This is a genomic window from Enterobacter sp. BIDMC 27 (assembly GCF_000534415.1).
Classification (GTDB): domain Bacteria; phylum Pseudomonadota; class Gammaproteobacteria; order Enterobacterales; family Enterobacteriaceae; genus Enterobacter; species Enterobacter hormaechei_C.
This window is the reverse complement of record NZ_KI973178.1, coordinates 665,523-690,564: the sequence shown is the minus strand read 5'-3', so window position 1 is coordinate 690,564 and position 25,042 is coordinate 665,523. Positions and strand designations below refer to the sequence as shown.

The 25,042-nt window shown below is 56.7% G+C and carries 19 protein-coding genes and 1 riboswitch; of the genes, 13 read left to right on the top strand and 6 right to left on the bottom strand.

The window, feature by feature from the left end; all coding sequences use genetic code 11:
* The first annotated feature begins 176 nt into the window (after window positions 1–176).
* Window positions 177–389, top strand: coding sequence for a 50S ribosomal protein L31 (rpmE, locus tag L463_RS19205; RefSeq protein WP_003862040.1), 213 nt, complete (start codon window positions 177–179; stop codon window positions 387–389).
* 48 nt (window positions 390–437) lie between these two features.
* Here the strand turns inward: rpmE and metJ are convergent, their stop codons facing one another.
* Window positions 438–755, bottom strand: a complete 318-nt coding sequence (metJ, locus tag L463_RS19210; RefSeq protein WP_006179183.1) for a met regulon transcriptional regulator MetJ — start codon at window positions 753–755, stop codon at window positions 438–440.
* A gap of 275 nt (window positions 756–1,030) precedes the next feature.
* Between metJ and metB the strand changes: the two genes are divergently transcribed.
* The 4 genes from metB to katG all read left to right on the top strand — a co-directional run bounded on the left by metB (window position 1,031) and on the right by katG (window position 8,055).
* Window positions 1,031–2,191, top strand: a complete 1,161-nt coding sequence (gene metB / locus L463_RS19215) for a cystathionine gamma-synthase (protein WP_032104301.1) — start codon at window positions 1,031–1,033, stop codon at window positions 2,189–2,191.
* Window positions 2,192–2,193: 2 nt separating this feature from the next.
* On the top strand, window positions 2,194–4,626 hold the full coding sequence (locus L463_RS19220; RefSeq protein ID WP_017383103.1) for a bifunctional aspartate kinase/homoserine dehydrogenase II: 2,433 nt from the start codon (window positions 2,194–2,196) through the stop codon (window positions 4,624–4,626).
* Between the two features lie 213 nt (window positions 4,627–4,839).
* Entirely contained in the window at window positions 4,840–5,730 is an 891-nt protein-coding gene (metF, locus tag L463_RS19225) for a methylenetetrahydrofolate reductase (RefSeq protein ID WP_032104303.1), read from the top strand.
* Window positions 5,731–5,874: 144 nt separating this feature from the next.
* A complete protein-coding gene (gene katG, locus L463_RS19230) occupies window positions 5,875–8,055 on the top strand; it encodes a catalase/peroxidase HPI (protein WP_017383105.1) in 2,181 nt (726 codons plus the stop codon).
* A 92-nt stretch (window positions 8,056–8,147) separates the two neighbouring features.
* On the opposite strand, the gene L463_RS19235 is transcribed toward katG, so the two are convergent.
* The 3 genes from L463_RS19235 to argE form a co-directional block, all read right to left on the bottom strand.
* A complete protein-coding gene (locus tag L463_RS19235; protein ID WP_015569954.1) occupies window positions 8,148–9,251 on the bottom strand; it encodes a bifunctional L-1,2-propanediol dehydrogenase/glycerol dehydrogenase in 1,104 nt (367 codons plus the stop codon).
* 206 nt (window positions 9,252–9,457) lie between these two features.
* Window positions 9,458–12,109, bottom strand: a complete 2,652-nt coding sequence (gene ppc, locus L463_RS19245; protein WP_017383108.1) for a phosphoenolpyruvate carboxylase — start codon at window positions 12,107–12,109, stop codon at window positions 9,458–9,460.
* A 271-nt stretch (window positions 12,110–12,380) separates the two neighbouring features.
* Window positions 12,381–13,532, bottom strand: a complete 1,152-nt coding sequence (gene argE, locus L463_RS19250) for an acetylornithine deacetylase (RefSeq protein WP_015569956.1) — start codon at window positions 13,530–13,532, stop codon at window positions 12,381–12,383.
* Between the two features lie 88 nt (window positions 13,533–13,620).
* Here argE and argC point away from each other — a divergent pair, with 88 nt between their 5' ends.
* The 4 genes from argC to oxyR all read left to right on the top strand — a co-directional run bounded on the left by argC (window position 13,621) and on the right by oxyR (window position 18,110).
* Window positions 13,621–14,625: an N-acetyl-gamma-glutamyl-phosphate reductase gene (gene argC / locus L463_RS19255; protein WP_032104307.1), complete on the top strand. Its 1,005-nt coding sequence runs from the start codon at window positions 13,621–13,623 to the stop codon at window positions 14,623–14,625.
* 6 nt (window positions 14,626–14,631) lie between these two features.
* Window positions 14,632–15,408: an acetylglutamate kinase gene (argB, locus tag L463_RS19260; protein WP_015569958.1), complete on the top strand. Its 777-nt coding sequence runs from the start codon at window positions 14,632–14,634 to the stop codon at window positions 15,406–15,408.
* Between the two features lie 105 nt (window positions 15,409–15,513).
* Window positions 15,514–16,887, top strand: a complete 1,374-nt coding sequence (gene argH, locus L463_RS19265) for an argininosuccinate lyase (RefSeq protein WP_032104309.1) — start codon at window positions 15,514–15,516, stop codon at window positions 16,885–16,887.
* 305 nt (window positions 16,888–17,192) lie between these two features.
* On the top strand, window positions 17,193–18,110 hold the full coding sequence (oxyR, locus tag L463_RS19270; protein WP_003862055.1) for a DNA-binding transcriptional regulator OxyR: 918 nt from the start codon (window positions 17,193–17,195) through the stop codon (window positions 18,108–18,110).
* Here oxyR and sthA read toward each other — a convergent pair.
* A complete protein-coding gene (gene sthA, locus L463_RS19275; RefSeq protein WP_003862057.1) occupies window positions 18,093–19,493 on the bottom strand; it encodes a Si-specific NAD(P)(+) transhydrogenase in 1,401 nt (466 codons plus the stop codon). The genes oxyR and sthA overlap by 18 nt on opposite strands.
* Window positions 19,494–19,689: 196 nt before the next feature.
* On the opposite strand from sthA, the gene fabR reads away from it, so the two are divergent.
* Both fabR and L463_RS19285 read left to right on the top strand, forming a co-directional pair.
* The gene (gene fabR, locus L463_RS19280) at window positions 19,690–20,328 is read left to right on the top strand and encodes an HTH-type transcriptional repressor FabR (protein ID WP_003862059.1); all 639 of its coding nucleotides are present in this window, start codon (window positions 19,690–19,692) and stop codon (window positions 20,326–20,328) included.
* Between the two features lie 9 nt (window positions 20,329–20,337).
* Window positions 20,338–20,697, top strand: coding sequence for a YijD family membrane protein (locus tag L463_RS19285; protein WP_017383113.1), 360 nt, complete (start codon window positions 20,338–20,340; stop codon window positions 20,695–20,697).
* An 80-nt stretch (window positions 20,698–20,777) separates the two neighbouring features.
* Here the strand turns inward: L463_RS19285 and trmA are convergent, their stop codons facing one another.
* Window positions 20,778–21,878, bottom strand: a complete 1,101-nt coding sequence (gene trmA / locus L463_RS19290; RefSeq protein ID WP_003862063.1) for a tRNA (uridine(54)-C5)-methyltransferase TrmA — start codon at window positions 21,876–21,878, stop codon at window positions 20,778–20,780.
* A 104-nt stretch (window positions 21,879–21,982) separates the two neighbouring features.
* Window positions 21,983–22,159: riboswitch (cobalamin riboswitch) on the top strand.
* A 65-nt stretch (window positions 22,160–22,224) separates the two neighbouring features.
* Between trmA and btuB the strand changes: the two genes are divergently transcribed.
* Together btuB and murI are read left to right on the top strand one after the other, a co-directional pair.
* On the top strand, window positions 22,225–24,075 hold the full coding sequence (gene btuB / locus L463_RS19295; protein WP_017694253.1) for a TonB-dependent vitamin B12 receptor BtuB: 1,851 nt from the start codon (window positions 22,225–22,227) through the stop codon (window positions 24,073–24,075).
* Window positions 24,020–24,871: a glutamate racemase gene (murI, locus tag L463_RS19300; protein ID WP_003862067.1), complete on the top strand. Its 852-nt coding sequence runs from the start codon at window positions 24,020–24,022 to the stop codon at window positions 24,869–24,871. Before btuB ends, murI begins: the two co-directional genes overlap by 56 nt.
* The last annotated feature ends 171 nt before the right edge of the window (window positions 24,872–25,042 follow it).

Below are 25,042 nucleotides of genomic sequence, written 5' to 3'. Positions count from 1 at the left end.
GCGCGTTAGTATACACATTAGTGAAAGCGGCGTGCGGATCAGTTTGCATACGTTGGTCAAATTCTGTATGATTCGCCGCCTTTGGTGTATTTTACGCCAAAGAACTTACATTCAACATCGCGTGGTGTCTGGCGTTAGGGCTGGAAGAGCGACGCGGCCTTAACTGAGGTTCTCCCATGAAAAAAGATATTCACCCGAAATACGAAATGATTACTGCAAACTGCTCTTGCGGTAACTCTATCCAGATCCGCTCTACCGTGGGTCACGATCTGAACCTGGACGTGTGCGGCAAATGCCACCCGTTCTACACTGGTAAGCAGCGTGATGTTGCAACCGGTGGCCGTGTTGACCGCTTCAACAAGCGTTTCAGCATCCCGGGCGCTAAATAAGTTTCCCGAAAAAAAGGCACCGCAAGGTGCCTTTTTTGTATCCGCTTATCAGTATTCCCACGTATCCGGGTCGATACCCAGTTCACGCATGATCACCTTCGCCTCTTCTGGAATTTCGTCACTGCGCTCTTTGCGCAGATCGTCATCGTTCGGCAACGGTTGGCCGGTAAACGCATGCAGGAACGCTTCGCACAGCAGTTCGCTGTTGGTGGCGTGACGCAGGTTGTTCACCTGACGACGCGTACGTTCATCGGTGAGGATCTTCAACACCTTCAGAGGAATGGACACCGTGATTTTCTTGACTTGCTCACTCTTCTTACCGTGCTCAGCGTATGGGCTGATATATTCGCCGCTCCATTCAGCCATGAGATACCTTTAATCCTCTCAGTCATTAATCTAAAGGTGCAAAACCGGTAACCATCAGTTTTGAACCGTAATCTTGCGTAGTTTACCGTAGAGACGATACCGAGGCACGGATATTGCCGCTGTAGCGTGTCCTAAAGCATATAATTTTAACGGCTATTTGCACATTGCTCAATCTATACGCAAAGAAGTTTAGATGTCCAGATGTATTGACGTCCATACTTTCAATGTTTACTCTGGTGCCTGACTTTTCACCTCATTCGCCAGGAAGCCTCACCATGACGCGTAAACAGGCCACCATCGCAGTGCGTAGCGGATTGAATGATGACGAGCAGTACGGCTGCGTTGTCCCGCCAATTCATCTCTCCAGCACCTATAATTTCACCGGATTTAATGAACCCCGCGCGCATGACTACTCGCGTCGCGGCAATCCTACGCGTGACGTCACCCAGCGCGCGCTGGCGGAACTGGAAGGCGGCGCGGGTGCGGTATTAACCAATACCGGCATGTCTGCCATTCACCTGGTGACTACGGTGTTCCTGAAATCTGGCGATCTGCTGGTGGCGCCGCACGACTGTTATGGCGGCAGCTATCGTCTGTTTGATAGCCTGGCGAAACGTGGCTGCTACCGTGTGCTGTTTGTCGATCAAAACGACGAACAGGCGCTGAAACAGGCGCTTGCCGAGCAGCCGAAGCTGGTGCTGGTGGAAAGTCCAAGCAATCCATTGTTGCGCGTAGTCGATATTGCGAAAATTTGTCAGCTCGCAAGGGATGCGGGAGCGATAAGTGTAGTGGATAATACGTTCCTCAGTCCGGCCCTTCAGAACCCACTGGCACTGGGTGCCGATCTGGTGTTGCATTCATGCACTAAATATCTGAACGGCCATTCTGACGTAGTAGCAGGTGTGGTGATTGCCAAAGATCCTGAGGTAGTCACCGAACTGGCATGGTGGGCCAATAACATTGGCGTCACCGCGGGCGCGTTCGACAGCTATTTGCTGTTGCGCGGCATCCGTACGCTGTCGCCGCGTATGGACGTGGCGCAGCGTAATGCCCAGGCGATCGTGGATTTCCTGAAAACCCAGCCGCTGGTGAAGAAGCTTTATCACCCGTCGCTGCCGGAAAATCAGGGGCACGAGATTGCCGCGCGCCAACAGAAAGGATTTGGCGCGATGTTAAGTTTTGAACTGGACGGTGACGAGCAAACGCTGCGTCGCTTCCTGAGCGGGTTGTCATTGTTTACGCTGGCGGAATCCTTAGGGGGAGTAGAAAGCTTGATCTCCCACGCCGCAACCATGACGCACGCAGGTATGGCACCCGAAGCACGTGCCGCCGCCGGGATTTCCGAGACGCTGCTGCGTATCTCGACCGGTATTGAAGATTCTGAAGATTTAATTGCCGATCTGGAAAATGGCTTCCGGGTCGCAGCCAAGGGGTAATCATGAGTGTGATAGCGCAGGCAGGGACGAAGGGTCGTCAGCTGCACAAGTTTGGTGGTAGTAGTCTTGCTGATGTGAAATGTTACCTGCGTGTCGCAGGGATCATGACCGAGTATTCACAGCCGGGGGACATGATGGTTGTCTCTGCGGCGGGCAGCACCACCAACCAGTTGATTAGCTGGCTGAAACTGAGCCAGACCGATCGCCTCTCTGCGCATCAGGTGCAACAGTCCTTACGTCGTTACCAGAGTGAACTGATTGCCGGTTTGCTGCCTGCGGACGTGGCGGACGGGCTGATTAGCGCTTTTACGCACGACCTTGAGCGTCTGGCCGCTCTGCTTGACAGCGGCATTACCGATGCAGTGTATGCGGAAGTGGTTGGCCACGGTGAAGTGTGGTCTGCACGCCTGATGGCCGCCGTGCTGCAACATCTTGGTGTGGAAGCCGCCTGGCTCGACGCGCGTGATTTCCTGCGTGCCGAACGTGCCGCACAGCCGCAGGTGGACGAAGGGTTGTCTTACCCGCTGCTGCAACAGCTGCTGGTGCAACATCCTGGTAAACGTATTGTCGTCACCGGTTTTATCAGCCGCAGCAATGCCGGCGAAACCGTTCTGCTGGGCCGTAACGGCTCTGACTACTCGGCAACGCAGATTGGCGCCCTGGCGGGCGTGTCCCGCGTCACCATCTGGAGCGACGTGGCCGGTGTCTACAGCGCGGACCCGCGCAAAGTAAAAGATGCCTGCCTGCTGCCGCTGCTGCGTCTCGACGAAGCGAGCGAACTGGCGCGTCTGGCGGCCCCGGTGCTGCACGCGCGCACGCTACAGCCGGTTTCCGGCAGCGACATCGACCTGCAACTACGCTGTAGCTACACGCCGGATCAGGGTTCCACCCGCATTGAACGCGTGCTGGCATCCGGTACGGGCGCGCGCATTGTCACCAGCCATGATGACATCTGCCTGATTGAGTTCCAGGTGCCTGCGGGCCAGGATTTCAAACTGGCACACAAAGATATCGACACCATCCTGAAACGTGCCCAGGTGCGTCCGCTGGCCGTTGGCGTACATAACGATCGTCAGCTGTTGCAGTTCTGCTATACCGCTGAAGTGGTGGACAGCGCCCTGAAAATTCTGGATGAAGCGGGCCTGCCGGGCGAGCTTCGCCTGCGTCAGGGGCTGGCGCTGGTGGCGATGGTGGGCGCGGGCGTCACCCGTAACCCGCTCCACTGCCACCGCTTCTGGCAGCAACTGAAAGGTCAGCCGGTGGAGTTCACCTGGCAGTCGGAAGAGGGCATCAGTCTGGTTGCCGTGCTGCGTAAAGGGCCAACCGAAAGCCTGATTCAGGGTCTGCACACCTCCCTGTTCCGCGCGGAAAAACGCATCGGCCTGGTACTGTTCGGGAAAGGGAACATCGGTTCCCGCTGGCTGGAGCTGTTCGCCCGCGAGCAGGTAACGCTTTCGGCGCGTACCGGGTTTGAATTTATTCTGGCAGGGGTGGTGGACAGCCGCCGCAGCCTGCTGAACTACGAAGGGCTGGACGCCAGCCGGGCGCTGGCCTTCTTTAACGATGAAGCGGTTGAGCAGGATGAAGAGTCGCTGTTCCTGTGGATGCGCGCGCACCCGTACGACGATCTGGTGGTGCTGGACGTGACTGCCAGCGAACAGCTGGCCGATCAGTATCTGGATTTCGCCAGCCACGGTTTCCACGTCATCAGCGCCAACAAACTGGCGGGCGCGAGCAGCACTGATAAATACCGTCAGATCCATGACGCATTCGAAAAAACGGGCCGTCACTGGCTGTATAACGCCACCGTTGGCGCGGGCCTGCCAGTGAACCATACCGTGCGCGACCTGATTGAAAGCGGCGACAGCATTCTGGCGCTGAGCGGGATCTTCTCCGGCACGCTCTCCTGGCTGTTTTTGCAGTTTGACGGCACCGTTCCGTTCACCGACCTGGTGGATCAGGCGTGGCAGCAGGGCTTAACCGAGCCGGATCCGCGCGTTGACCTTGCCGGTAAAGATGTGATGCGCAAGCTGGTGATCCTGGCGCGTGAAGCCGGCTACGACATTGAGCCGGGTCAGGTACGCGTTGAGTCTCTGGTGCCTGCGGGCTGCGAGGAGGGGTCCGTCGATCACTTCTTCGAGAACGGTGACGAGCTGAACGAGCAGATGGTGCAACGTCTGGAAGCGGCTAACGAGATGGGCCTGGTGCTGCGTTACGTGGCGCGTTTCGAGGCGAACGGTAAAGCGCGCGTGGGCGTGGAGGCGGTGCGTCCTGAACATCCGCTGGCGGCGCTCCTGCCGTGCGACAACGTCTTCGCCATCGAAAGCCGCTGGTATCGCGATAACCCGCTGGTGATCCGTGGCCCGGGCGCGGGACGCGATGTCACCGCCGGGGCCATTCAGTCTGATATTAATCGTCTGGCTAAGCTGCTGTAACCCCTCACCCTAACCCTCTCCCCAATGGGGAGAGGGCGTGCTTCTCACCCCCATCATGAACGCCCTTCATCTTTCCTGAACAAACCTCACCGTTAATGTTGATTATTTCTGTTGACGTCATCCCGCTTTTCCGTCATTTTTACATCTGGACGTCTAAACGTATAGAAGTTCACAACACAACAAACAACGACACGCGAAAGATAGAGGTAAGGTATGAGCTTTTTTCACGCCAACCAGCGGGAAGCCCTGAATCAGAGCCTGGCCGAAGTAAACGGCCAGATTAACGTCTCTTTTGAATTTTTCCCGCCGCGCACCAGTGAAATGGAGCAAACCCTGTGGAGCTCTATCGATCGCCTGAGCAGCCTGAAGCCGAAGTTCGTCTCTGTGACCTACGGCGCCAACTCCGGTGAGCGTGACCGCACGCACAGCATCATTAAGGGCATTAAAGATCGAACCGGTCTGGAAGCGGCACCGCACCTGACCTGTATCGACGCCACCCGTGATGAACTGCGCGCCATTGCCCAGGACTACTGGAATAACGGCATTCGCCACATTGTGGCCCTGCGCGGCGACCTCCCGCCAGGCAGCGGCAAGCCGGAGATGTATGCCACCGATCTGGTCGGGCTGCTGAAAGACGTTGCCGACTTTGATATCTCCGTGGCTGCCTACCCTGAAGTTCACCCGGAAGCCAAAAGCGCCCAGGCGGATCTGCTCAACCTGAAGCGTAAAGTGGAGGCCGGTGCTAACCGCGCGATTACTCAGTTCTTCTTTGACGTGGAAAGCTACCTGCGCTTTCGCGACCGCTGCGTCTCGGCGGGTATTGATGTCGAAATCATCCCTGGCATTCTGCCGGTCTCGAACTTCAAACAGGCGAAGAAATTCGCGGATATGACCAACGTGCGCATTCCGCTGTGGATGTCCAAAATGTACGAAGGGCTGGACGACGATCCGGAAACCCGTAAGCTGGTGGGGGCCAATATCGCGATGGACATGGTGAAGATTTTAAGTCGCGAAGGGGTGAAAGATTTCCATTTCTATACCCTGAACCGCGCGGAAATGAGCTATGCCATTTGCCATACGCTCGGTGTTCGCCCGGCGCTGTAAAGTAAAAAACCCTCATAAAATGAGGGTTTTTTAATCGAACGGAGAGTTAAAAGGTATTAGCTATCGAATCTGTGGATTAATTCAACTATCTCTTATCGCTAGTGGTGTATATCGTAACGGTAACACTGTAAAGGGAGCATAGCGATGAGCATGTCAGACGAGACCAATAACGCGGCATCCGCCGGCAAATGTCCGTTCCACCAGGGCGGCGTCGATCATAGCGCGGGTGCAGGTACCGGCAGCAAAGAATGGTGGCCTAAACAACTTCGCATCGATCTACTTAATCAACACTCCAGCCGTTCTAACCCTCTGGGTGAAGACTTCGACTACCGCAAAGAATTCAGCAAGCTCGACTATTCCGCCCTTAAGGGCGATCTCAAAGCACTGTTAACCGACTCACAACCGTGGTGGCCTGCCGACTGGGGCAGCTATGCGGGCCTGTTTATCCGTATGGCCTGGCACGGTGCGGGTACCTATCGCTCCGTTGACGGTCGCGGCGGCGCCGGACGCGGTCAGCAACGCTTTGCACCGCTGAACTCCTGGCCGGATAACGTCAGCCTGGATAAGGCTCGCCGCCTGCTGTGGCCAATTAAGCAAAAATACGGACAAAAAATCTCCTGGGCTGACCTCTTTATCCTCGCGGGTAACGTGGCGCTGGAGAACTCCGGCTTCCGCACCTTTGGTTTCGGTGCCGGGCGTGAAGACGTTTGGGAACCGGATCTGGACGTGAACTGGGGCGATGAAAAAGCCTGGCTGACCCACCGTGACCCGGAAGCGCTGGCGAAGCGCCCGCTTGCGGCCACCGAAATGGGCCTAATTTACGTTAACCCGGAAGGGCCGAACGCCAGCGGTGAACCGCTGTCTGCGGCGGCGGCGATCCGCGCTACCTTTGGCAACATGGGCATGAATGACGAAGAGACCGTCGCGCTGATTGCGGGCGGCCATACGCTCGGTAAAACGCACGGCGCAGGTGAAGCCACGCACGTGGGCACTGACCCGGAAGCGTCGCCGATTGAAGCGCAGGGCCTGGGCTGGGCCAGCACGCACGGCACCGGTATTGGCGCTGACGCCATCACCTCCGGGCTGGAAGTTATCTGGTCTCAAACCCCGACCCAGTGGAGCAATTACTTCTTCGAGAACCTGTTCAAATACGAATGGGTGCAGACGCGTAGCCCGGCGGGCGCCATTCAGTTCGAAGCCGTGGATGCGCCGGAAATTATGCCTGACCCGTTCGACCCGTCGAAAAAACGCAAGCCAACCATGCTGGTCACCGATCTGACGCTGCGTTTTGATCCGGAATTCGAGAAAATTTCCCGTCGCTTCCTGAACGATCCGCAGGCCTTCAACGAAGCCTTTGCGCGCGCGTGGTTCAAGCTGACCCACCGCGATATGGGGCCAAAAGCGCGGTACATCGGCCCGGAAGTACCGAAAGAAGATCTGATTTGGCAGGATCCGCTGCCTCAGCCGGTGTTCCATCCGACGCAGGAAGATATTGAAAGCCTGAAAGCGGAAATCGCGGCCTCTGGTCTCTCCGTGAGCGAGCTGGTTTCCGTGGCCTGGGCGTCGGCATCGACCTTCCGCGGCGGCGACAAGCGTGGCGGCGCTAACGGCGCGCGTCTGGCGCTGGCGCCTCAGCGCGACTGGGATGTGAACGCCGCGGCGGTGCGGGCGTTACCGGCTCTGGAAGCAATCCAGCGCACCACTAATAAAGCCTCACTGGCCGATATCATCGTGCTGGCGGGTGTTGTGGGCGTTGAGCAGGCGGCGAAAGCCGCGGGCGTTTACGTCAACGTACCGTTCACCCCGGGCCGCGTGGATGCGCGTCAGGACCAGACGGACATCGAGATGTTTAACCTGCTCGAACCGGTTGCTGACGGTTTCCGCAACTACCGTGCGCAGGTGGATGTGTCCACTACGGAGTCGCTGCTGATCGACAAAGCCCAGCAGCTGACCCTGACTGCGCCGGAACTGACGGTGCTGATCGGCGGTCTGCGCGTACTGGGTGCAAACTTCGATGGCAGCAAGAATGGCGTGTTTACCAACCGCGAGGGCGTGCTGAGCAACGACTTCTTCGTTAATCTGCTGGATATGAACACCCAGTGGAAAGCGACCGACGACTCAAACGAGCTGTTTGCCGGTAGCGATCGTGCAAGCGGGGAAGTGAAATACACCGCGACCCGCGCCGATCTGGTCTTCGGTTCAAACGCCGTCCTGCGTGCGCTGGCCGAAGTTTACGCCAGCAGTGATGCACACGAGAAGTTCGTCCGTGATTTTGTTGCCGCGTGGGCGCGAGTGATGGATTTGGACCGGTTTGATGTGAAGTAACCCATGTGCCGGGTGGCGGCTACGCCTTACCCGGCCTACAAATTAAAGTGCCATGTAGGCCGGGTAAGCGCAGCGCCACCCGGCTTTTTTCGTTACTCCCACTCCTGCAAGAATCGCTGTCCGTACTGGTCCGCCACCAGCAGCGCCGCATAGACCTGATCCGGCGTTACGCCGCCAGGCATGTTGTGAATGGTTTCCCCTTCGGCACAGGACGCCTCCGCGATCAGCCGCATTTTGGCCGGAATATCCTCTTTGATATTCAGCTGCGCCAGCGTGATCGGCAGCCCAACACTGTGGCAAAGCGCGGCGACGGTCTCAATTTCTTCAACCGGCGCGTTCTCCAGTACCAGTTGCGTCAGCGTGCCGAACGCGACCTTTTCACCATGGTAGAAATGATGCGCATCCGGCACCGCCGTCATGCCGTTGTGAATGGCATGCGCCGCCGCCAGCCCGCCGCTTTCAAAGCCCACGCCGCTGAGATAGGTGTTGGCTTCGATAATGCGTTCCAGAGCCGGTGTGACCACGTGCTGTTCCGCCGCCAGCATCGCTTTCTCGCCCTCTTCAACCAGCGTGTTGTAGCACAACTCTGCCAGCGCTAACGCTGCCTGCGTGCACTTGCCGCCCGCCATGGTCGTCGCGCCGCTACGTGAGCAGGCACGCGCTTCAAACCAGGTTGCCAGGGCATCGCCAATCCCGGCGGCCAGCAGGCGTGCAGGTGCGCCCGCCACCACTTTGGTATCGACAATCACCATGTTCGGGTTGTGCGGCAGCATCAGGTAGCGATCGAACTCGCCGCTGTCGGTATAAATCACGGAAAGGGCGCTGCACGGCGCATCGGTGGAGGCAATGGTCGGGGCAATGGCCACCGGCACGTCCATAAAGTGGGCCAGCGCTTTGGCAGTATCCAGCGTTTTTCCGCCGCCGATACCCAGCACCGCCAGACAGTCAGTGCTGTCGGCCAGCTTTTTCAGGCGATCGATTTCATTTTGCGAACATTCGCCACCAAATGGTGCAATTTCGGCATGGAGTCCGGCTTTTTTAAAACTCTGGCGCAGGGTTTCTTCAGCAAAACCCAGCACAAATTTATCGCCCACCACCAGCCAGCGATTTGCCAGCGGCTTCAGGTAGTCGCCGAGGCGAGTGAGAACATCTGCGCCCTGGATGTATTTTCCCGGGGATTGAATGACACGGTCCATAACATTACTCCCTTAGTGTTTGAGGTAAATTCTGTCCTGTTCGAACTGCACTAAGAGTGACTCTACTCCCGGCGTGCCGGTCATTTGTTGCGCTACGTCTAAGTGAAACGTGATTGCCTTACCGGTGGCAAAGATTGAGGGGGAGATCAGGGAAGGGGGAAGATCGAGAAGTGCCCGGCAAGCGTAGCGCTGCCGGGCACTGAGCATTAACCGGTGTTGCGCATACCTGCCGCAACGCCTGCTATCGTTACCATCAGCGCCTGTTCAACGCGCGGATCCGGCTCTTTACCTTCCTCCTCCGCCAGACGCGAACGGTGTAGCAGTTCAGCCTGTAAAACGTTCAGCGGGTCGGTGTAGATGTTACGCAGCTGGATAGACTCGGCGATCCACGGCAGGTCTTCCATCAGGTGGGAGTCATTAGCGATATCCAGCACCACTTTAATATCGCCTTCAAGCAGCTCGCGCAGCTCTTTACCCAGCGCCCACAGCTCTGGTTTCACCAGACGCTGATCGTAGTATTCCGCCAGCCACAGGTCGGCTTTCGAGAAGACCATCTCCAGCATGCCCAGACGGGTAGAGAAGAATGGCCAGTCGCGGCACATGGTTTCCAGTTCGCTCTGCTTTCCGTCTTCCACCACTTTTTGCAGCGCCGCACCGGCACCCAGCCAGGCCGGCAGCATCAGACGGTTTTGCGTCCAGGCGAAGATCCACGGAATGGCGCGCAGCGATTCAACGCCGCCGGTCGGGCGACGCTTGGCCGGGCGCGAACCCAGAGGCAGTTTACCCAGCTCCTGCTCAGGCGTTGCTGAGCGGAAGTAAGGCACAAAGTCTTTGTTTTCACGCACGTAGCCGCGATAGAGGTCGCAGGAGATGTCAGACAGCTCGTCCATAATCCGGCACCAGGACTCTTTTGGCTCCGGCGGCGGCAGCAGGTTGGCTTCCAGGATCGCACTGGTATAGAGCGACAGGCTGCTGATGGTCACTTCCGGCAGGCCGTACTTGAAGCGGATCATCTCGCCCTGCTCGGTCACGCGCAGGCCGCCTTTCAGGCTTCCTGGTGGTTGAGAGAGCAGCGCTGCGTGTGCAGGCGCACCGCCACGACCAATGGAGCCGCCGCGTCCGTGGAACAGGGTCAGTTCAATACCGGCTTTTTCGCAGGTTTTGATTAGCGCATCCTGCGCCTGATACTGCGCCCAGGAGGCTGCCATCACGCCCGCATCTTTCGCGGAGTCGGAATAGCCAATCATCACCATCTGTTTGCCCTGAATAAAGCCGCGATACCAGTCGATGTTCAGCAACTGGGTCATCACGTCGTTAGCGTTGTTCAGGTCGTCGAGGGTCTCAAACAGCGGGGCCACTGGCAGAGCATAGTCAATGCCCGCTTCTTTCAGCAGAAGGTGAACGCCCAGCACGTCGGACGGGGTCTTCGCCATGGAGATCACATAGGCGGCCACCGATCCTTTCGGCGCATCCACGATCGCTTTACAGGTGTTGAGTACTTCGCGGGTGTCGTTGCTTGGCTCCCAGTTGCGCGGCAGCAGCGGGCGCTTGGAGTTCAGCTCGCGGATCAGGAACGCCTGTTTGTCGGCTTCTGACCAGCTTTCATAGTCGCCGATGCCGAGGTAGCGGGTCAGCTCGCCCAGTGCTTCGGTATGACGGGTACTTTCCTGACGAACGTCGATACGCACCAGCGGCACGCCGAAACACTTCACGCGGCGCAGGGTGTCGAGCAGTTCGCCGTTGGCAATGATGCCCATCCCACAGGCCTGGAGCGATTTATAGCAGGCGTACAGCGGCTCCCAGAGCTGTTCGTTCTGGCTCAGCAGACCTTCCGGCTTCGGCAGGCGCTGGCCTTTAAGGCGCGCTTCCAGCCAGGCCTGAGTGGCCATCAGCTGACCGCGCAGTTTTTTCATCAGGAAACGGTACGGTTCGCTGGCGCCTTCTTCACCGGCCAGCGCGCGCAGTTCCGGCGTGGCTTCCACCATCGACAGCTCGGAGATCAGCACCTGAATATCTTTCAGGAACAGGTCGGTCGCTTTCCAGCGGCTCAGCAGCAGGACGTGACGGGTGATTTCCGCCGTCACGTTCGGGTTGCCGTCGCGGTCGCCGCCCATCCAGGAGGTGAAGCGCACCGGAACAAAATCAACCGGCAGGCGGTAGCCCAGGTTCTCTTCAAGCTGTTCGTTCAGCTCGCGCAGGTAGTTGGGGACCCCTTCCCACAGGCTGTTTTCCACCACCGCAAAGCCCCATTTGGCTTCGTCGACCGGGCTTGGGCGATGTTTACGAATTTCATCCGTGTGCCAGGACTGGGCAATCAGCTGGCGCAGACGGCGCATAAGCTGGTTACGCTCGTAGTCGGCAATGTCTTTGTTATCCAGCTGCTTCAGACAGTTGTTCACTTCCACCATTTTGTGGATCAGCGTACGACGGGTGATTTCGGTTGGGTGTGCGGTCAGCACCAGCTCCAGCGAAAGGGATTCCACCGCTTTTTTGATGGTCGCTTCGTTGAGATCGGGCTGGTCTTTGAGTTTACGAAGGGTGCGGGCAATGACTTCCGGGTTGCTGGCCGCTTCGCCTTTTGGCGAAATGCTGTGGTATTGCTCAGCGGTGTTTGCCAGGTTCAGAAACTGGCTGAAGGCGCGGGCAACGGGCAGCAGCTCATCGTTAGAGAGGTTCTGCAAGGTGGTGAGCAGCTCCTGACGATTGGCCTCGTTACCGGCGCGGGAAGATTTGGACAGCTTGCGGATGGTTTCAACGCGGTCGAGGATGTTCTCCCCCAGTGCGTCTTTGATGGTATCTCCAAGCACTTTGCCGAGCATACTGACATTACTACGCAACGCGGAATATTGTTCGTTCATAAAAACCCAGTCACCCCATCATTTTTGTTTATGCCCATGCGAAAATCTTCTGGACATTATTTTGTCATCTCCCTTTATAAAGCCACGTAAAACCCCCGTCGTCAATTGCTGCGAAAACGGTTCAGCAAACGAATAAATGTGGGCAATTTACGAAATTTAATTCGTATTGCGTCAGATAAGAGATGCTTATGGGAATGTGACGAAGATCATGCGATTTGTTGCCCTCACCCTAACCCTCTCCCACAGGGAGAGGGGACTGTTCGGTGCGTTTTTAATGCCAGCAGAAGTGATGCACAACCTGGGTAATGAGTTCGCGAGTGGGCTTGATGAAGCGGGTTTCGAGATATTCGTCCGGCTGGTGGGCCTGGTTGATGGAGCCAGGGCCCAGAACCAGCGTCGGGCACAGCGTCTGAATAAACGGCGCTTCGGTGCAGTAGTTCACCACGTCGGTTTTCTCGCCGAGCAGTTTTTCCACCACCTGAACCAGTTGATGGTCAGGCGGACATTCGTAGCCTGGAATCGGCGGATGCAGTTCGGAGACCGTCAGACGGCCCGGCCAGCGCTCGCTGACCGGTGCCAGCGCTTCGTTCAGTAAGCCATCCAGATCGCTCAGCGTCATGCCCGGCAGAGGACGGATATCCATATGCAGTTCGCAGCAGGCGCAGATACGGTTGGACGCATCACCGCCGTGCAGGCTGCCGAGGTTTAGCGTCGGATACGGCACGGTGAACGCCTCGTAGTGATAGCGCTCTTTCAGATCGTCGCGCAGGGTCATGATGCGGCCAATCGCGTCATGCATCAGCTCGATGGCGTTCACGCCGCGCGCCGGATCGCTGGAGTGGCCGGACTGTCCGAGCACGCGCACCGCGGTAGAAATATGGCCTTTGTGCGCCCGAATCGGTTGCAGAGAGGTCGGTTCGCCGATGATCGCGCAGTCAGGACGAATCGATGTGTTTTCAGAGAAATAACGTGCGCCCGCCATGCTGGTCTCTTCATCGGCGGTCGCCAGAATGTAGAGCGGCTTTTTCAGGGTTGTCACGTCCACGTCACGCAGCGCGTCGAGGATAAAGGCGAAAAAGCCTTTCATGTCGGCGGTGCCCAAACCGTAGAGTTTGTTGTCATGTTCGGTCAGCGTGAACGGATCGCGCGTCCAGCGGCCATCATCAAACGGCACGGTGTCAGTGTGGCCAGCCAGCAGCAGGCCGCCCGCGCCATGTCCGGTACTGGCGAGCAGGTTAAATTTGTGGCGTGTTCCGGGGACGGGCTGAACCTCAACGTTAAACCCAAGATCGCTAAACCAACCCGCCAGCAGATTGATTAAAGACTCATTGCTCTGATCCAGGGCTTCTTCCGTCGCGCTGATGGAGGGTGTGGCAATCAGGGCGCGGTAAATCTCGATAAATGGCGGTAAGTTCATTTTCATTGTTGACACACCTTAGGTCGTGATAGTATCAATATTCATGCAATAAATGTGAATAAAAATACATTATCGTTGAGCATAAAGGAACCCGATGTTGAATACGCTGATTGTAGGCGCTAGCGGTTATGCGGGCGCAGAGCTTGTAAGCTACGTAAATCGCCACCCTCATATGACCATAACCGCTTTGACCGTGTCAGCGCAAAGCAATGATGCCGGAAAGTTAATTTCCGATTTGCATCCACAACTTAAGGGCGTGGTTGATTTGCCTTTGCAGCCCATGTCTGACATCAGCGAGTTCACCGACGGCGTTGACGTTGTGTTTTTAGCCACGGCGCATGAAGTTAGCCACGACCTGGCACCGCAATTTTTAGCCGCCGGCTGCGTGGTCTTTGATCTCTCCGGCGCGTTTCGCGTTAACGACAGCGCGTTCTACGAAAAATATTACGGTTTCACCCATCAGCACCCGGATCTGCTCGAAAAAGCGGTGTACGGCCTGGCGGAGTGGAGCGCTGACAAACTGAAAGAAGCGGATCTGATTGCCGTGCCGGGCTGCTACCCGACGGCGGCGCAGCTTTCCCTGAAGCCGCTGATCGACGCCGGTCTGCTGGATCTGAATCAGTGGCCGGTGATCAACGCCACCAGTGGCGTGAGCGGCGCCGGGCGCAAAGCGGCGATCTCCAACAGCTTCTGCGAAGTGAGCCTTCAGCCGTATGGCGTGTTTAATCACCGTCATCACCCTGAAATCACCACCCATCTGGGCGCGGACGTGATTTTCACCCCGCACCTCGGCAGCTTCCCGCGTGGGATCCTCGAAACAATTACCTGCCGCCTGAAGCCGGGTGTGGCCAAAGAACAGGTGAGCGAGGTCTTCACGCAGGCGTATGCGGATAAACCGCTGGTGCGCCTGTATGACAAAGGCGTGCCGGCGTTGAAAAACGTGGTTGGCCTGCCGTTCTGCGACATCGGCTTTGCCGTGCAGGGCGAGCATCTGATTGTGGTCGCCGCAGAAGATAACTTACTCAAAGGCGCTGCCGCACAGGCAATGCAGTGTGCAAATATTCGTTTCGGCTTCCCTGAAACGCAGGCTCTTATTTAAGGTGTGATGATGAATCCATTAATTATCAAACTCGGTGGTGTACTGCTGGACAGCGAAGAAGCGCTGGAGCGCCTGTTTACCGCACTGGTGAACTATCGCGAATCACACCAACGTCCGCTGGTGATTGTGCACGGCGGCGGTTGCGTGGTGGATGAGCTGATGAAAGGGCTCAACCTGCCGGTGAAAAAGAAAAATGGCCTGCGCGTGACGCCAGCGGATCAGATTGACATCATTACCGGCGCGCTGGCGGGAACGGCGAACAAAACGCTGCTAGCGTGGGCGAAGAAACACCATATCGCCTCCGTTGGCCTCTGTCTGGGCGATGGAGATAGCGTAAAAGTGACCCAGCTCGACGAAGAGCTTGGCCATGTTGGACTGGCGCAGCCAGGTTCGCCTGAGCTGATTAACACCCTGCTGGAAGGCGGTTTCCTGCCGGTGGTGAGCTCAATCGGCGTGACCGAAGAGGGCGAACTGATGAACGTCAATGCGGACCAGGCGGCGACGGCGCTGGCGGCAACGCTGGGCGCAGACCTGATCCTGCTCTCCGACGTGAGCGGCATTCTGGACGGCAAAGGCCAGCGCATTGCGGAAATGACCGCCGCAAAAGCCGAGCAGCTGATCGATCAGGGCATTATCACCGACGGCATGATCGTTAAAGTTAACGCCGCGCTGGATGCGGCCCGCACGCTGGGCCGCCCGGTGGATATCGCCTCCTGGCGTCACGCAGAGCAGCTTCCGGCGCTGTTTAACGGCACGCCGATTGGCACGCGTATTCTGGCTTAAGATTCTGTGCCGGATGGCGCTTCGCTTATCCGGCCTACGTGAATTTTGTAGGCCCGGTAAGCGCAGCGCCACCGGGCAAAAATATCATCATTAAGGAAATTCGTTATGGCACTTTGGGGTGGGCGTTTTACACAGGCAGCGGATCAGCGGTTCAAACAGTTCAACGACTCTTTGCGCTTCGACTACCGCCTGGCCGAACAGGATATTGTCGGCTCTGTGGCCTGGTCCAAAGCGCTGGTGACCGTTGGCGTGCTGACCGCAGACGAACAGCAGCAGCTGGAAGAGGCGCTGAACAACCTGCTGGAAGAGGTGCGTCTGGATCCGGAGCAAATCCTCCAGAGCGATGCCGAAGATATTCACAGCTGGGTGGAAGGCAAACTGATCGACAAAGTCGGCCAGTTGGGTAAAAAGCTCCATACCGGGCGTAGCCGTAATGACCAGGTGGCGACCGACCTGAAGCTGTGGTGCAAAGAGACCGTCGGCGAACTGCTGGCGGCGAATCGTCAGTTGCAGAGCGCGCTGGTGGACACCGCGCAGAGCAATCAGGATGCGGTGATGCCGGGTTATACCCACCTGCAACGCGCGCAGCCGGTGACGTTCGCGCACTGGTGTCTGGCCTACGTTGAGATGCTGGCGCGTGATGAGAGCCGTTTACAGGATACCTTAAAGCGTCTGGACGTCAGCCCGCTGGGCAGCGGCGCGCTGGCCGGTACGGCGTATGAAATCGACCGTGAGCAGCTGGCAGGCTGGCTGGGCTTTGCCTCCGCCACCCGCAACAGCCTGGACAGCGTCTCTGACCGTGACCACGTGCTGGAGCTGCTCTCGAATGCCTCTATCGGGATGGTGCACCTGTCGCGCTTTGCCGAAGACCTGATCTTCTTTAACTCTGGCGAAGCGGGGTTTGTAGAGCTGTCCGACCGCGTGACGTCCGGCTCCTCCCTGATGCCGCAGAAGAAAAACCCGGATGCGCTGGAGCTGATCCGCGGTAAGTGTGGCCGTGTGCAGGGCGCGCTGACCGGTATGATGATGACCCTGAAAGGGCTGCCGCTGGCATACAACAAAGACATGCAGGAAGACAAAGAGGGGCTGTTCGACGCGCTCGACACCTGGCTGGACTGTCTGCATATGGGCGCGCTGGTGCTGGACGGCATTCAGGTGAAACGTCCGCGCTGCCAGGAAGCGGCGCAGCAGGGGTATGCTAACTCTACCGAGCTGGCGGACTACCTGGTGGCGAAAGGCGTACCGTTCCGCGAGGCGCACCATATTGTGGGTGAAGCAGTGGTGGAAGCGATTCGTCAGGGTAAAGCCCTTGAAGAGCTGGCGCTTGCCGACCTGCAAAAATTCAGCGCGGTTATCGGGGATGATGTCTACCCGATTCTGGCCCTGCAATCCTGCCTGGATAAGCGTGCAGCGAAAGGTGGCGTGTCGCCGAAGCAGGTAGCGCAGGCGATTGCGGATGCGAAAAACCGGTTGGTTTGAATAGTGCGGGCTGGTGCCCTCACCCCGGCCCTCTCCCACAGGGAGAGGGAGAAAAACGGAGCCTGGCTTAGTGCTGGGCTTTTTTTTACGCAAAAAAAAGCGGACCACGGGGTCCGCAAAAGTTCACGTTGGCTTTAGTTTTTCGAGTTTTGAGAGAAACTCGCTGACGGTGCGGGGACGTCAAGGGTCAAACACGTGCCGCCTCGTCTATGTGATGTATTATTCAACAGAATGCTTGATAGGGATAATCGTTCGTTGCTATGCTATCTATCGCCATGAACTATCGTGGCGACGGAGGATGAATAATGAATATTCGTGATCTTGAATACCTGGTAGCGTTAGCTGAGCATCGCCATTTTCGCCGCGCGGCAGACTCCTGCCACGTCAGCCAGCCAACGCTGAGCGGTCAGATCCGCAAGCTGGAAGATGAGCTGGGCGTGATGCTGCTGGAGCGCACCAGTCGTAAGGTACTGTTCACGCAGGCAGGTCTTCTGCTGGTGGATCAGGCGCGCACCGTACTGCGCGAGGTCAAAGTGCTCAAGGAAATGGCAAGCCAGCAGGGGGAAGCGATGTCCGGCCCGCTGCATATTGGCCTGATCCCAACCGTTGGCCCGTACCTGTTGCCGCAAATCATTCCGATGCTGCACCAGACGTTCCCGAAACTCGAAATGTACCTGCATGAAGCGCAAACCCATCAGCTGCTGGCGCAGCTGGACAGCGGCAAGCTCGACTGCGCGATCCTGGCGCTGGTCAAAGAGAGTGAAGCGTTTATTGAAGTACCGCTGTTCGATGAGCCGATGATGCTGGCGATCTATGAAGATCACCCGTGGGCGAACCGCGATCGCGTGCCGATGGCCGATCTGGCCGGTGAAAAACTGCTGATGCTGGAAGATGGCCACTGTCTGCGCGATCAGGCGATGGGCTTCTGCTTCGAAGCGGGTGCCGATGAAGATACCCATTTCCGCGCAACCAGCCTGGAAACGCTGCGTAATATGGTGGCGGCGGGAAGCGGTATTACGCTGCTGCCGGCGCTGGCGGTGCCGCACGAGCGTAAACGTGATGGCGTGGTCTATCTGCCCTGTATTAAGCCGGAGCCGCGTCGCACCATTGGTCTGGTTTATCGTCCGGGGTCACCGCTGCGCAGCCGCTATGAGCAGCTGGCAGAGGCCATCCGGGGTGCGATGGATGGCCATTTCGACAGCGCGTTAAAACAGGCGGTTTAAGCCGTTCAGCGCAGCTACCCGATAAGCTTCCGCCATGGTCGGGTAGTTAAAGGTGGTGTTAACGAAGTACTCAATGGTGTTGCCACCACCTTTTTGCTCCATGATCGCCTGGCCGATATGAATGATTTCCGCCGCGCGTTCACCGAAGCAGTGAATACCGAGGATCTCTTTCGTCTCGCGATGGAACAGGATCTTAAGCGTACCTACGCTCATTCCCACGATTTGCGCCCGCGCCAGATGTTTAAACTGGGCACGACCCACCTCGTAAGGCACCTTCATGGCCGTCAGCTGCTGCTCGGTTTTGCCGACAGAACTGATTTCCGGAATGGTGTAGATGCCCGTCGGGATATCTTCAATCAGATGCGCCGTCGCTTCACCTTTCACCAGCGCCTGTGCTGCGATGCGGCCCTGATCGTACGCGGCGGAGGCCAGGCTTGGGTAACCAATCACGTCGCCCACCGCGTAAACGTGCGGCAGCGCAGTCTGGTACATGCTGTTGACCTTGAGCTGACCGCGGCTGTCGGTTTCAAGCCCGATATTCTCCAGCTGCAATGAATCCGTGTTGCCGGTACGGCCGTTGGCGTACAGCAGGCAGTCCGCCTTCAGCTTCTTACCAGATTTCAGGTGCATGATCACACCGTCGTCGCAGCCTTCGATTTTCTCGTACTCTTCGTTGTGGCGAATCACCACGCCGCTGTTCCAGAAGTGGTAGGAGAGGGAATCTGACATCTCCTGATCGAGGAACGCCAGCAGCCGGTCGCGGGTGTTGATCAGATCAACTTTGACCTCCATTCCCCGGAAAATCGACGCATATTCGCAGCCAATCACGCCCGCGCCGTAGATGATCACATGGCGTGGCTCGTGGTGCAGGCTGAGGATGGAGTCGCTGTCGTAAATGCGCGGGTGCGAGAAATCCACGTCTGCCGGATGGTAAGGACGGGAGCCGCAGGCGATCACAAATTTTTCAGCGGTGAGCGTCTCAACCGAACCGTCGTGGCACTCCAGCGCCAGGGTGTGTTCATCCACAAAATGCGCGTTCCCTTGCAGAATTTCACAGTGGTTGCGCTCATAGAAACCCTGACGCATGCGCGTCTGCTGGTTAATGACCGTGTCTGCGTGATTCAGGATATCGGCAAAGGAGGAGCGAAGAAGTCGGGAGTGGTCGCTGTAAAGAGGGTTCTGGTTAAATTCGATAATGCGGCTAACGGCGTGGCGGAGGGCTTTCGAAGGGATGGTGCCCCAGTGGGTGCAACCGCCGCCGACGTTATGGTAGCGCTCAATAACCGCTACTCTGGCTCCCTGTTTTACCAGACCCATAGCAGCACCTTCGCCGCCGGGGCCGGAACCAATAACTATTGCGTCGTAATCGTAGGAATGTGGCATGGCAAGGCTTACCTGTTCTTATACATAAAAGCAACAGAATCATAACATCATTGCCAGGGTAACCCAATTATCGTTGTGCTTTTTTCGGGCAGTGGAGCACAAACCGCCCGTAAACAATCATTCACAAAGCCAGGTAAACAGATTAATTTTATTCTCTGGTATAGTGCCAACGGGCCTTTGGAAGGATTCAACTATCGTGATGGGCGTAAGAGCACAACAAAAAGAGAAAACCCGGCGTTCGCTGGTGGAAGCCGCATTCAGTCAACTGAGTGCTGAGCGGAGTTTTGCCAGTTTGAGCCTGCGTGAAGTGGCGCGCGAGGCCGGGATTGCGCCAACGTCCTTCTATCGTCATTTCCGTGATGTGGATGAACTGGGCTTGACCATGGTCGACGAGAGCGGTTTGATGCTGCGCCAGCTTATGCGTCAGGCGCGTCAGCGTATCGCCAAAGGCGGCAGCGTGATCCGCACCTCCGTGTCGACATTTATGGAATTTATCGGCAATAACCCTAACGCGTTTCGCCTGCTGTTGCGTGAGCGTTCCGGAACGTCAGCCGCGTTTCGTGCCGCCGTCGCGCGTGAAATTCAGCATTTCATCGCGGAACTTGCCGACTATCTTGAACTCGAAAACCATATGCCGCGTGCGTTTACTGAAGCACAGGCCGAGGCGATGGTGACGATTGTTTTCAGCGCGGGTGCCGAAGCGCTGGATGTCAGCATTGAACAACGTAAGCAACTCGAAGAGCGACTGGTATTGCAGCTGCGGATGATTTCTAAAGGTGCGTACTACTGGTATCGCCGTGAACAAGAGAAGTTGGCACATCAAAACGATGAGTGAAGGTGAGTAATGAAACAGTCAGGTCAGGATAAAGGAACGCTGTTGCTGGCATTGATCGCTGGCTTATCCATTAATGGTACGTTTGCGGCGGTTTTTAGCTCAATTGTACCGTTCTCGATTTTCCCGATTATCGCGCTGGTGCTGACGGTGTACTGCCTGCATCAACGTTATCTGAACCGCACCATGCCGGTTGGGTTACCGGGACTGGCCGCAGCCTGTTTTATTCTGGGTGTACTGTTGTACAGCACCGTGGTGCGCGCAGAGTATCCGGATATTGGCTCTAACTTCCTGCCTGCGGTACTGTCTGTGGCGCTGGTGTTCTGGATTGGCTCGCGCATGCGTAGCCGCAAGAGCCAGTTACCGGAGTAATGAATTATTTGTAGGGCAGGTAAGCGAAGCGCCATCTGCCAAAAAATGCCGGATGGCGCTACGCTTATCCGGCCTACAGATCACCGTGCGGTAAGTAAAACGCCGCACTCCATATGGTGCGTATACGGGAACTGATCGAACAGCGCCAGACGTTCAACCTTGTGCGTCTGGCTTAATGTTTCCAGATTCTTGCACAGCGTCTCCGGGTTACAGGAGATGTACAAAATACGCGGGTACGCCTGCACCATCTTCTCGGTTTCGCTGTCCAGGCCACTGCGCGGCGGATCGACAAAAATTGTCTCACACTGGTAGCTCTTCAAATCAATCCCTTGCAGGCGGTTAAACTCGCGTACGCCGTTCATCGCCTGGGTAAATTCTTCTGCCGCCATACGAATAATTTGTACGTTATCAATATGGTTAGCGGCGATGTTGTACTGCGCGGCGGCCACCGACGGTTTGGCGATTTCCGTCGCCAGCACGCGCTCGAAATTACGCGCCAGCGCCAGCGAGAAGTTGCCGTTACCGCAGTAGAGCTCCAGCAGATCGCCCTTAGACCCTTCTGTCGCCTTCAGCGCCCACTCAAGCATCTGCACGTTCATGGCGGCGTTCGGCTGGGTGAAGCTGTTCTCTACCTGACGGTAAACCATCTCTTTACCTGCTACCGGCAGACGCTCGTCGATGTAATCCTGGTCCAGCATGATTTTGGTTTTGGTCGCGCGGCCAATCAGGTGCACGTTGATGTTCTGCGCGCGCAGCGCATCGCGCAGGGCTTCTGCCTGCTCGCGCCACTCGTCGGTCAGCGCTTTGTGATAGAGCAGAGAAACAATGGCCTGATTGCTTTGGGTGGTCAGGTAGTCAATCTGGAACAGCTTGTTGCGCAGCACCGGATTATTGCGTACACCGTCGATCATTAGCGTCATCAGCTGGTTGATGAGCTCACTCGCCGCCGGAAAACTGTCTACGCGAATGCGGGATTTCGTCTGCTGATCGAAAATGATGTGGTACAGGTCATCGCCATCGTGCCAGATGCGGAACTCAGCGCGCATACGGTAGTGGCTGACCGGAGAACGAAACACCTCGGGAACGGGCGCGTTGAAAGGCGTCATCATACTTTGCAGGCGGACAACTTTTTCTGCCAGCTGTGCGTCGTACTGTTCTGTCGGGAGGTGTTCGGGGGTCATGATGCGTCCTGAGTGATAAAGAATTACGCGGGGATTGTAGGGATTGTGCAGTGGATGTCCAGATTTAATGGCTAATAGCTATCTGGACATCTATACGTGTCTAATTGTAGCATTCTGTTTCCGGTCTCCTGAGAGTGAAAAGGGAATCCAGTGCAAATCTGGAGCTGACGCGCAGCGGTAAAGACTGGCGGGATGAGAGTTGTAGACACTGTGAAAATGGGAAGTCTTCATCCGTATAACGCCACCCAGCCCGAAGACCTGCCGGGATCACGTCGCATTTGGTTTCATCATCGCGTGCTATCGATGAGGCCTGCGGCATCCTTCTTATATTGTGGATGCTTTAACAATGATTAAAAAAGTATCGCTGTTGACGGCGTTTTCCGTCACGGCATTTTCGGGCTGGGCGCAGGAAAGCGCCGACTCGTTGGTGGTGACAGCAAACCGTTTCGAACAACCAGCAAAAACCGTTCTGGCTCCGACCTCCGTCGTGACCCGTGAGGATATTGAACGCTGGCAGGCAACGAGTGTTGTGGAAATCATGTCACGCCTGCCGGGTGTGGACATCGCACAAAGCGGCGGGATGGGGTCAACCTCTTCAACGTTTATTCGCGGTACGGAATCCCGCCATGTTCTGGTACTGATTGATGGTATCCCCCTGAATAATGCCGGGATCAGCAATGTTCCCGATTTAAGCCAAATTCCGACGTCGCTGATTCAGCGTATTGAGTACATTCGCGGCCCACGTTCGGCGCTGTATGGCTCCGACGCGATTGGCGGTGTGATTAACATCATTACCGGGCGCGACAAGCCGGGTGCGGAAATTTCTGCGGGTGTCGGTTCAAAGGGGTATCAAAACTATAACGGTGCCTTCCAGCAGGTGTTCGATAAAACCAAAATCACCATGGCCGGTGATTATACCTATACCCGTGGTTTTGATATTGCCGCAAAAGATGCCCCGCGCCAGCCAGACCGCGATGGTTTTATGAGTAAATCGCTGTTTGGCTCGGTGGAGCAGCAGTTTACCGACAGCGTCAGCGGATTCGTCCGTGGCTTTGGTTACGATAACCGCTCCGCGTATGACGGTTACGATCACTATGGCGCGACCGGCATTGATGGGCGGCCGGACACGCGTCAGGTTTACAGCCAGAACTGGGACACCGGGTTGCGCTATAACCAGGGTATTTTCCAGTCACAGCTGGTGGCAGGGTATGGCCGTAGCAAAGATCAGAACTATGATCCGAAAAAAGGCCGCTACGCTGACTCCGCAACCATGGATGACGTGAAGCAGTACACCACCCAGTGGCTGAATACGGTTGAAGTGGGGCACGGCAATATCGGCGCGGGTCTGGACTGGCAGAAGCAGAAAACCCAGGCGGGTACGGGCTATCTGGAAAAAGGTTACGAACAACGTAATACCGGCGTGTTCCTTTCGGCGATGCAGCAGTTCAACAGCGTGACGCTGGAAGCGGCGGCGCGTAATGACGATAACTCTAATTTTGGCAATCACGCCACCTGGCAGACCAGCGCCGCATGGGAGTTCATCGAGGGGTATCGCATCATCGGTTCTTACGGTACAGCGTATAAAGCACCGACCATGAGCCAGATCCACAGTAAAGATTACGGTAATCCGGATCTGAAGCCAGAAGAGAGTAAGCAGTGGGAAGGTGGCTTTGAAGGTCTGACGGGGCCGGTAAACTGGCGTGTGACGGGCTATCGTAATGATATCGATAACCTCATTAATAGCGACCCGCGGACTTACCGTTATTACAACGTCGATGAAGCCCGTATTAAAGGAATCGAGGCGACGGCCCAGTTCGACACTGGCCCGGTAGGGCATCAGATTTCTTACGACTACGTCGACCCGCGTAATGCGAAAACTAACGAAGTCCTGGCTCGTCGCTCAAAGCAACAGGTTAAGTATCAGCTTGACTGGCAGGTGTGGGATCTCGACTGGAATCTGGCGTACCGTTATCTGGGCACTCGCTATGACGTTGCCGTTGATCCGAATACCTACGCCACAGAACGCGTGAAAATGGGCGGCGTCAGCCTGTGGGACGTCGCGGTTTCATATCCTGTCACCTCTCATCTCACAGTTCGTGGTAAAATAGCCAACCTGTTCGATAAAGATTACGAGACAGTTTATGGCTACCAAACTGCAGGACGGGAATACACCTTGTCTGGCAGCTACACCTTCTGATCCGCGTCCCACAGTGCTGGTGTTTGATTCCGGCGTCGGTGGGCTTTCGGTCTATGATGAGATTCGGCAGCTCCTGCCGGATCTCCATTACATCTACGCCTTCGATAACGTCGCGTTCCCGTATGGGGAAAAGAGTGAAGACTTTATTGTTGAGCGTGTGGTTGAAATCGTCACCGCGGTACAAAAGCGTTATCCCCTGGCGCTGGCGGTCATTGCCTGTAATACGGCAAGCACGGTCTCTCTTCCTGCCCTGCGCGAAAAATTCCCGTTCCCGGTTGTGGGCGTTGTTCCGGCAATCAAACCTGCGGCGCGTCTGACGGCGAACGGCATTGTGGGGTTGCTGGCTACGCGCGGTACGGTAAAACGTCCTTATACGCGTGAGCTTATTGAGCGCTTTGCCAATGAATGCCAGATCGCCATGCTCGGCTCCGCGGAGCTGGTGGAAATGGCGGAAGCGAAACTGCACGGCGAGACGGTATCGCTTGAAGAGCTGCGTCGTATTCTGCGTCCATGGCTGCGGATGCAGGAACCACCGGATACGGTTGTTCTCGGCTGCACCCATTTCCCGCTATTACAGGAAGAGCTGTTAAAGGTTCTGCCTGAAGGGACCCGGCTGGTGGATTCCGGTGCTGCGATTGCGCGTCGGACGGCCTGGTTGCTGGAACACGAGGCGCCGGATGCGAAATCCGCGGATGCGAACATCGCTTTTTGTATGGCGATAACAAAAGAAACCGAACAACTTTTGCCCGTTTTACGTCGTTATGGCTTCGAAACGCTCGAAAAACTGGCGCTGTAGCACGGTTTTGAGCAAAAAAGAGACGGTTGAGCGTTTTTTTTCAAAGAGGGGTTGTCAACGTCGGAGAACTCCCTATAATGCGCCTCCACTGACACGGAACAACGGCTTACAAGCCGCCGGGACAGCGGGGTTCAGAGATGAACGCCAACAGAGAAAAGTGAAAATAATTGC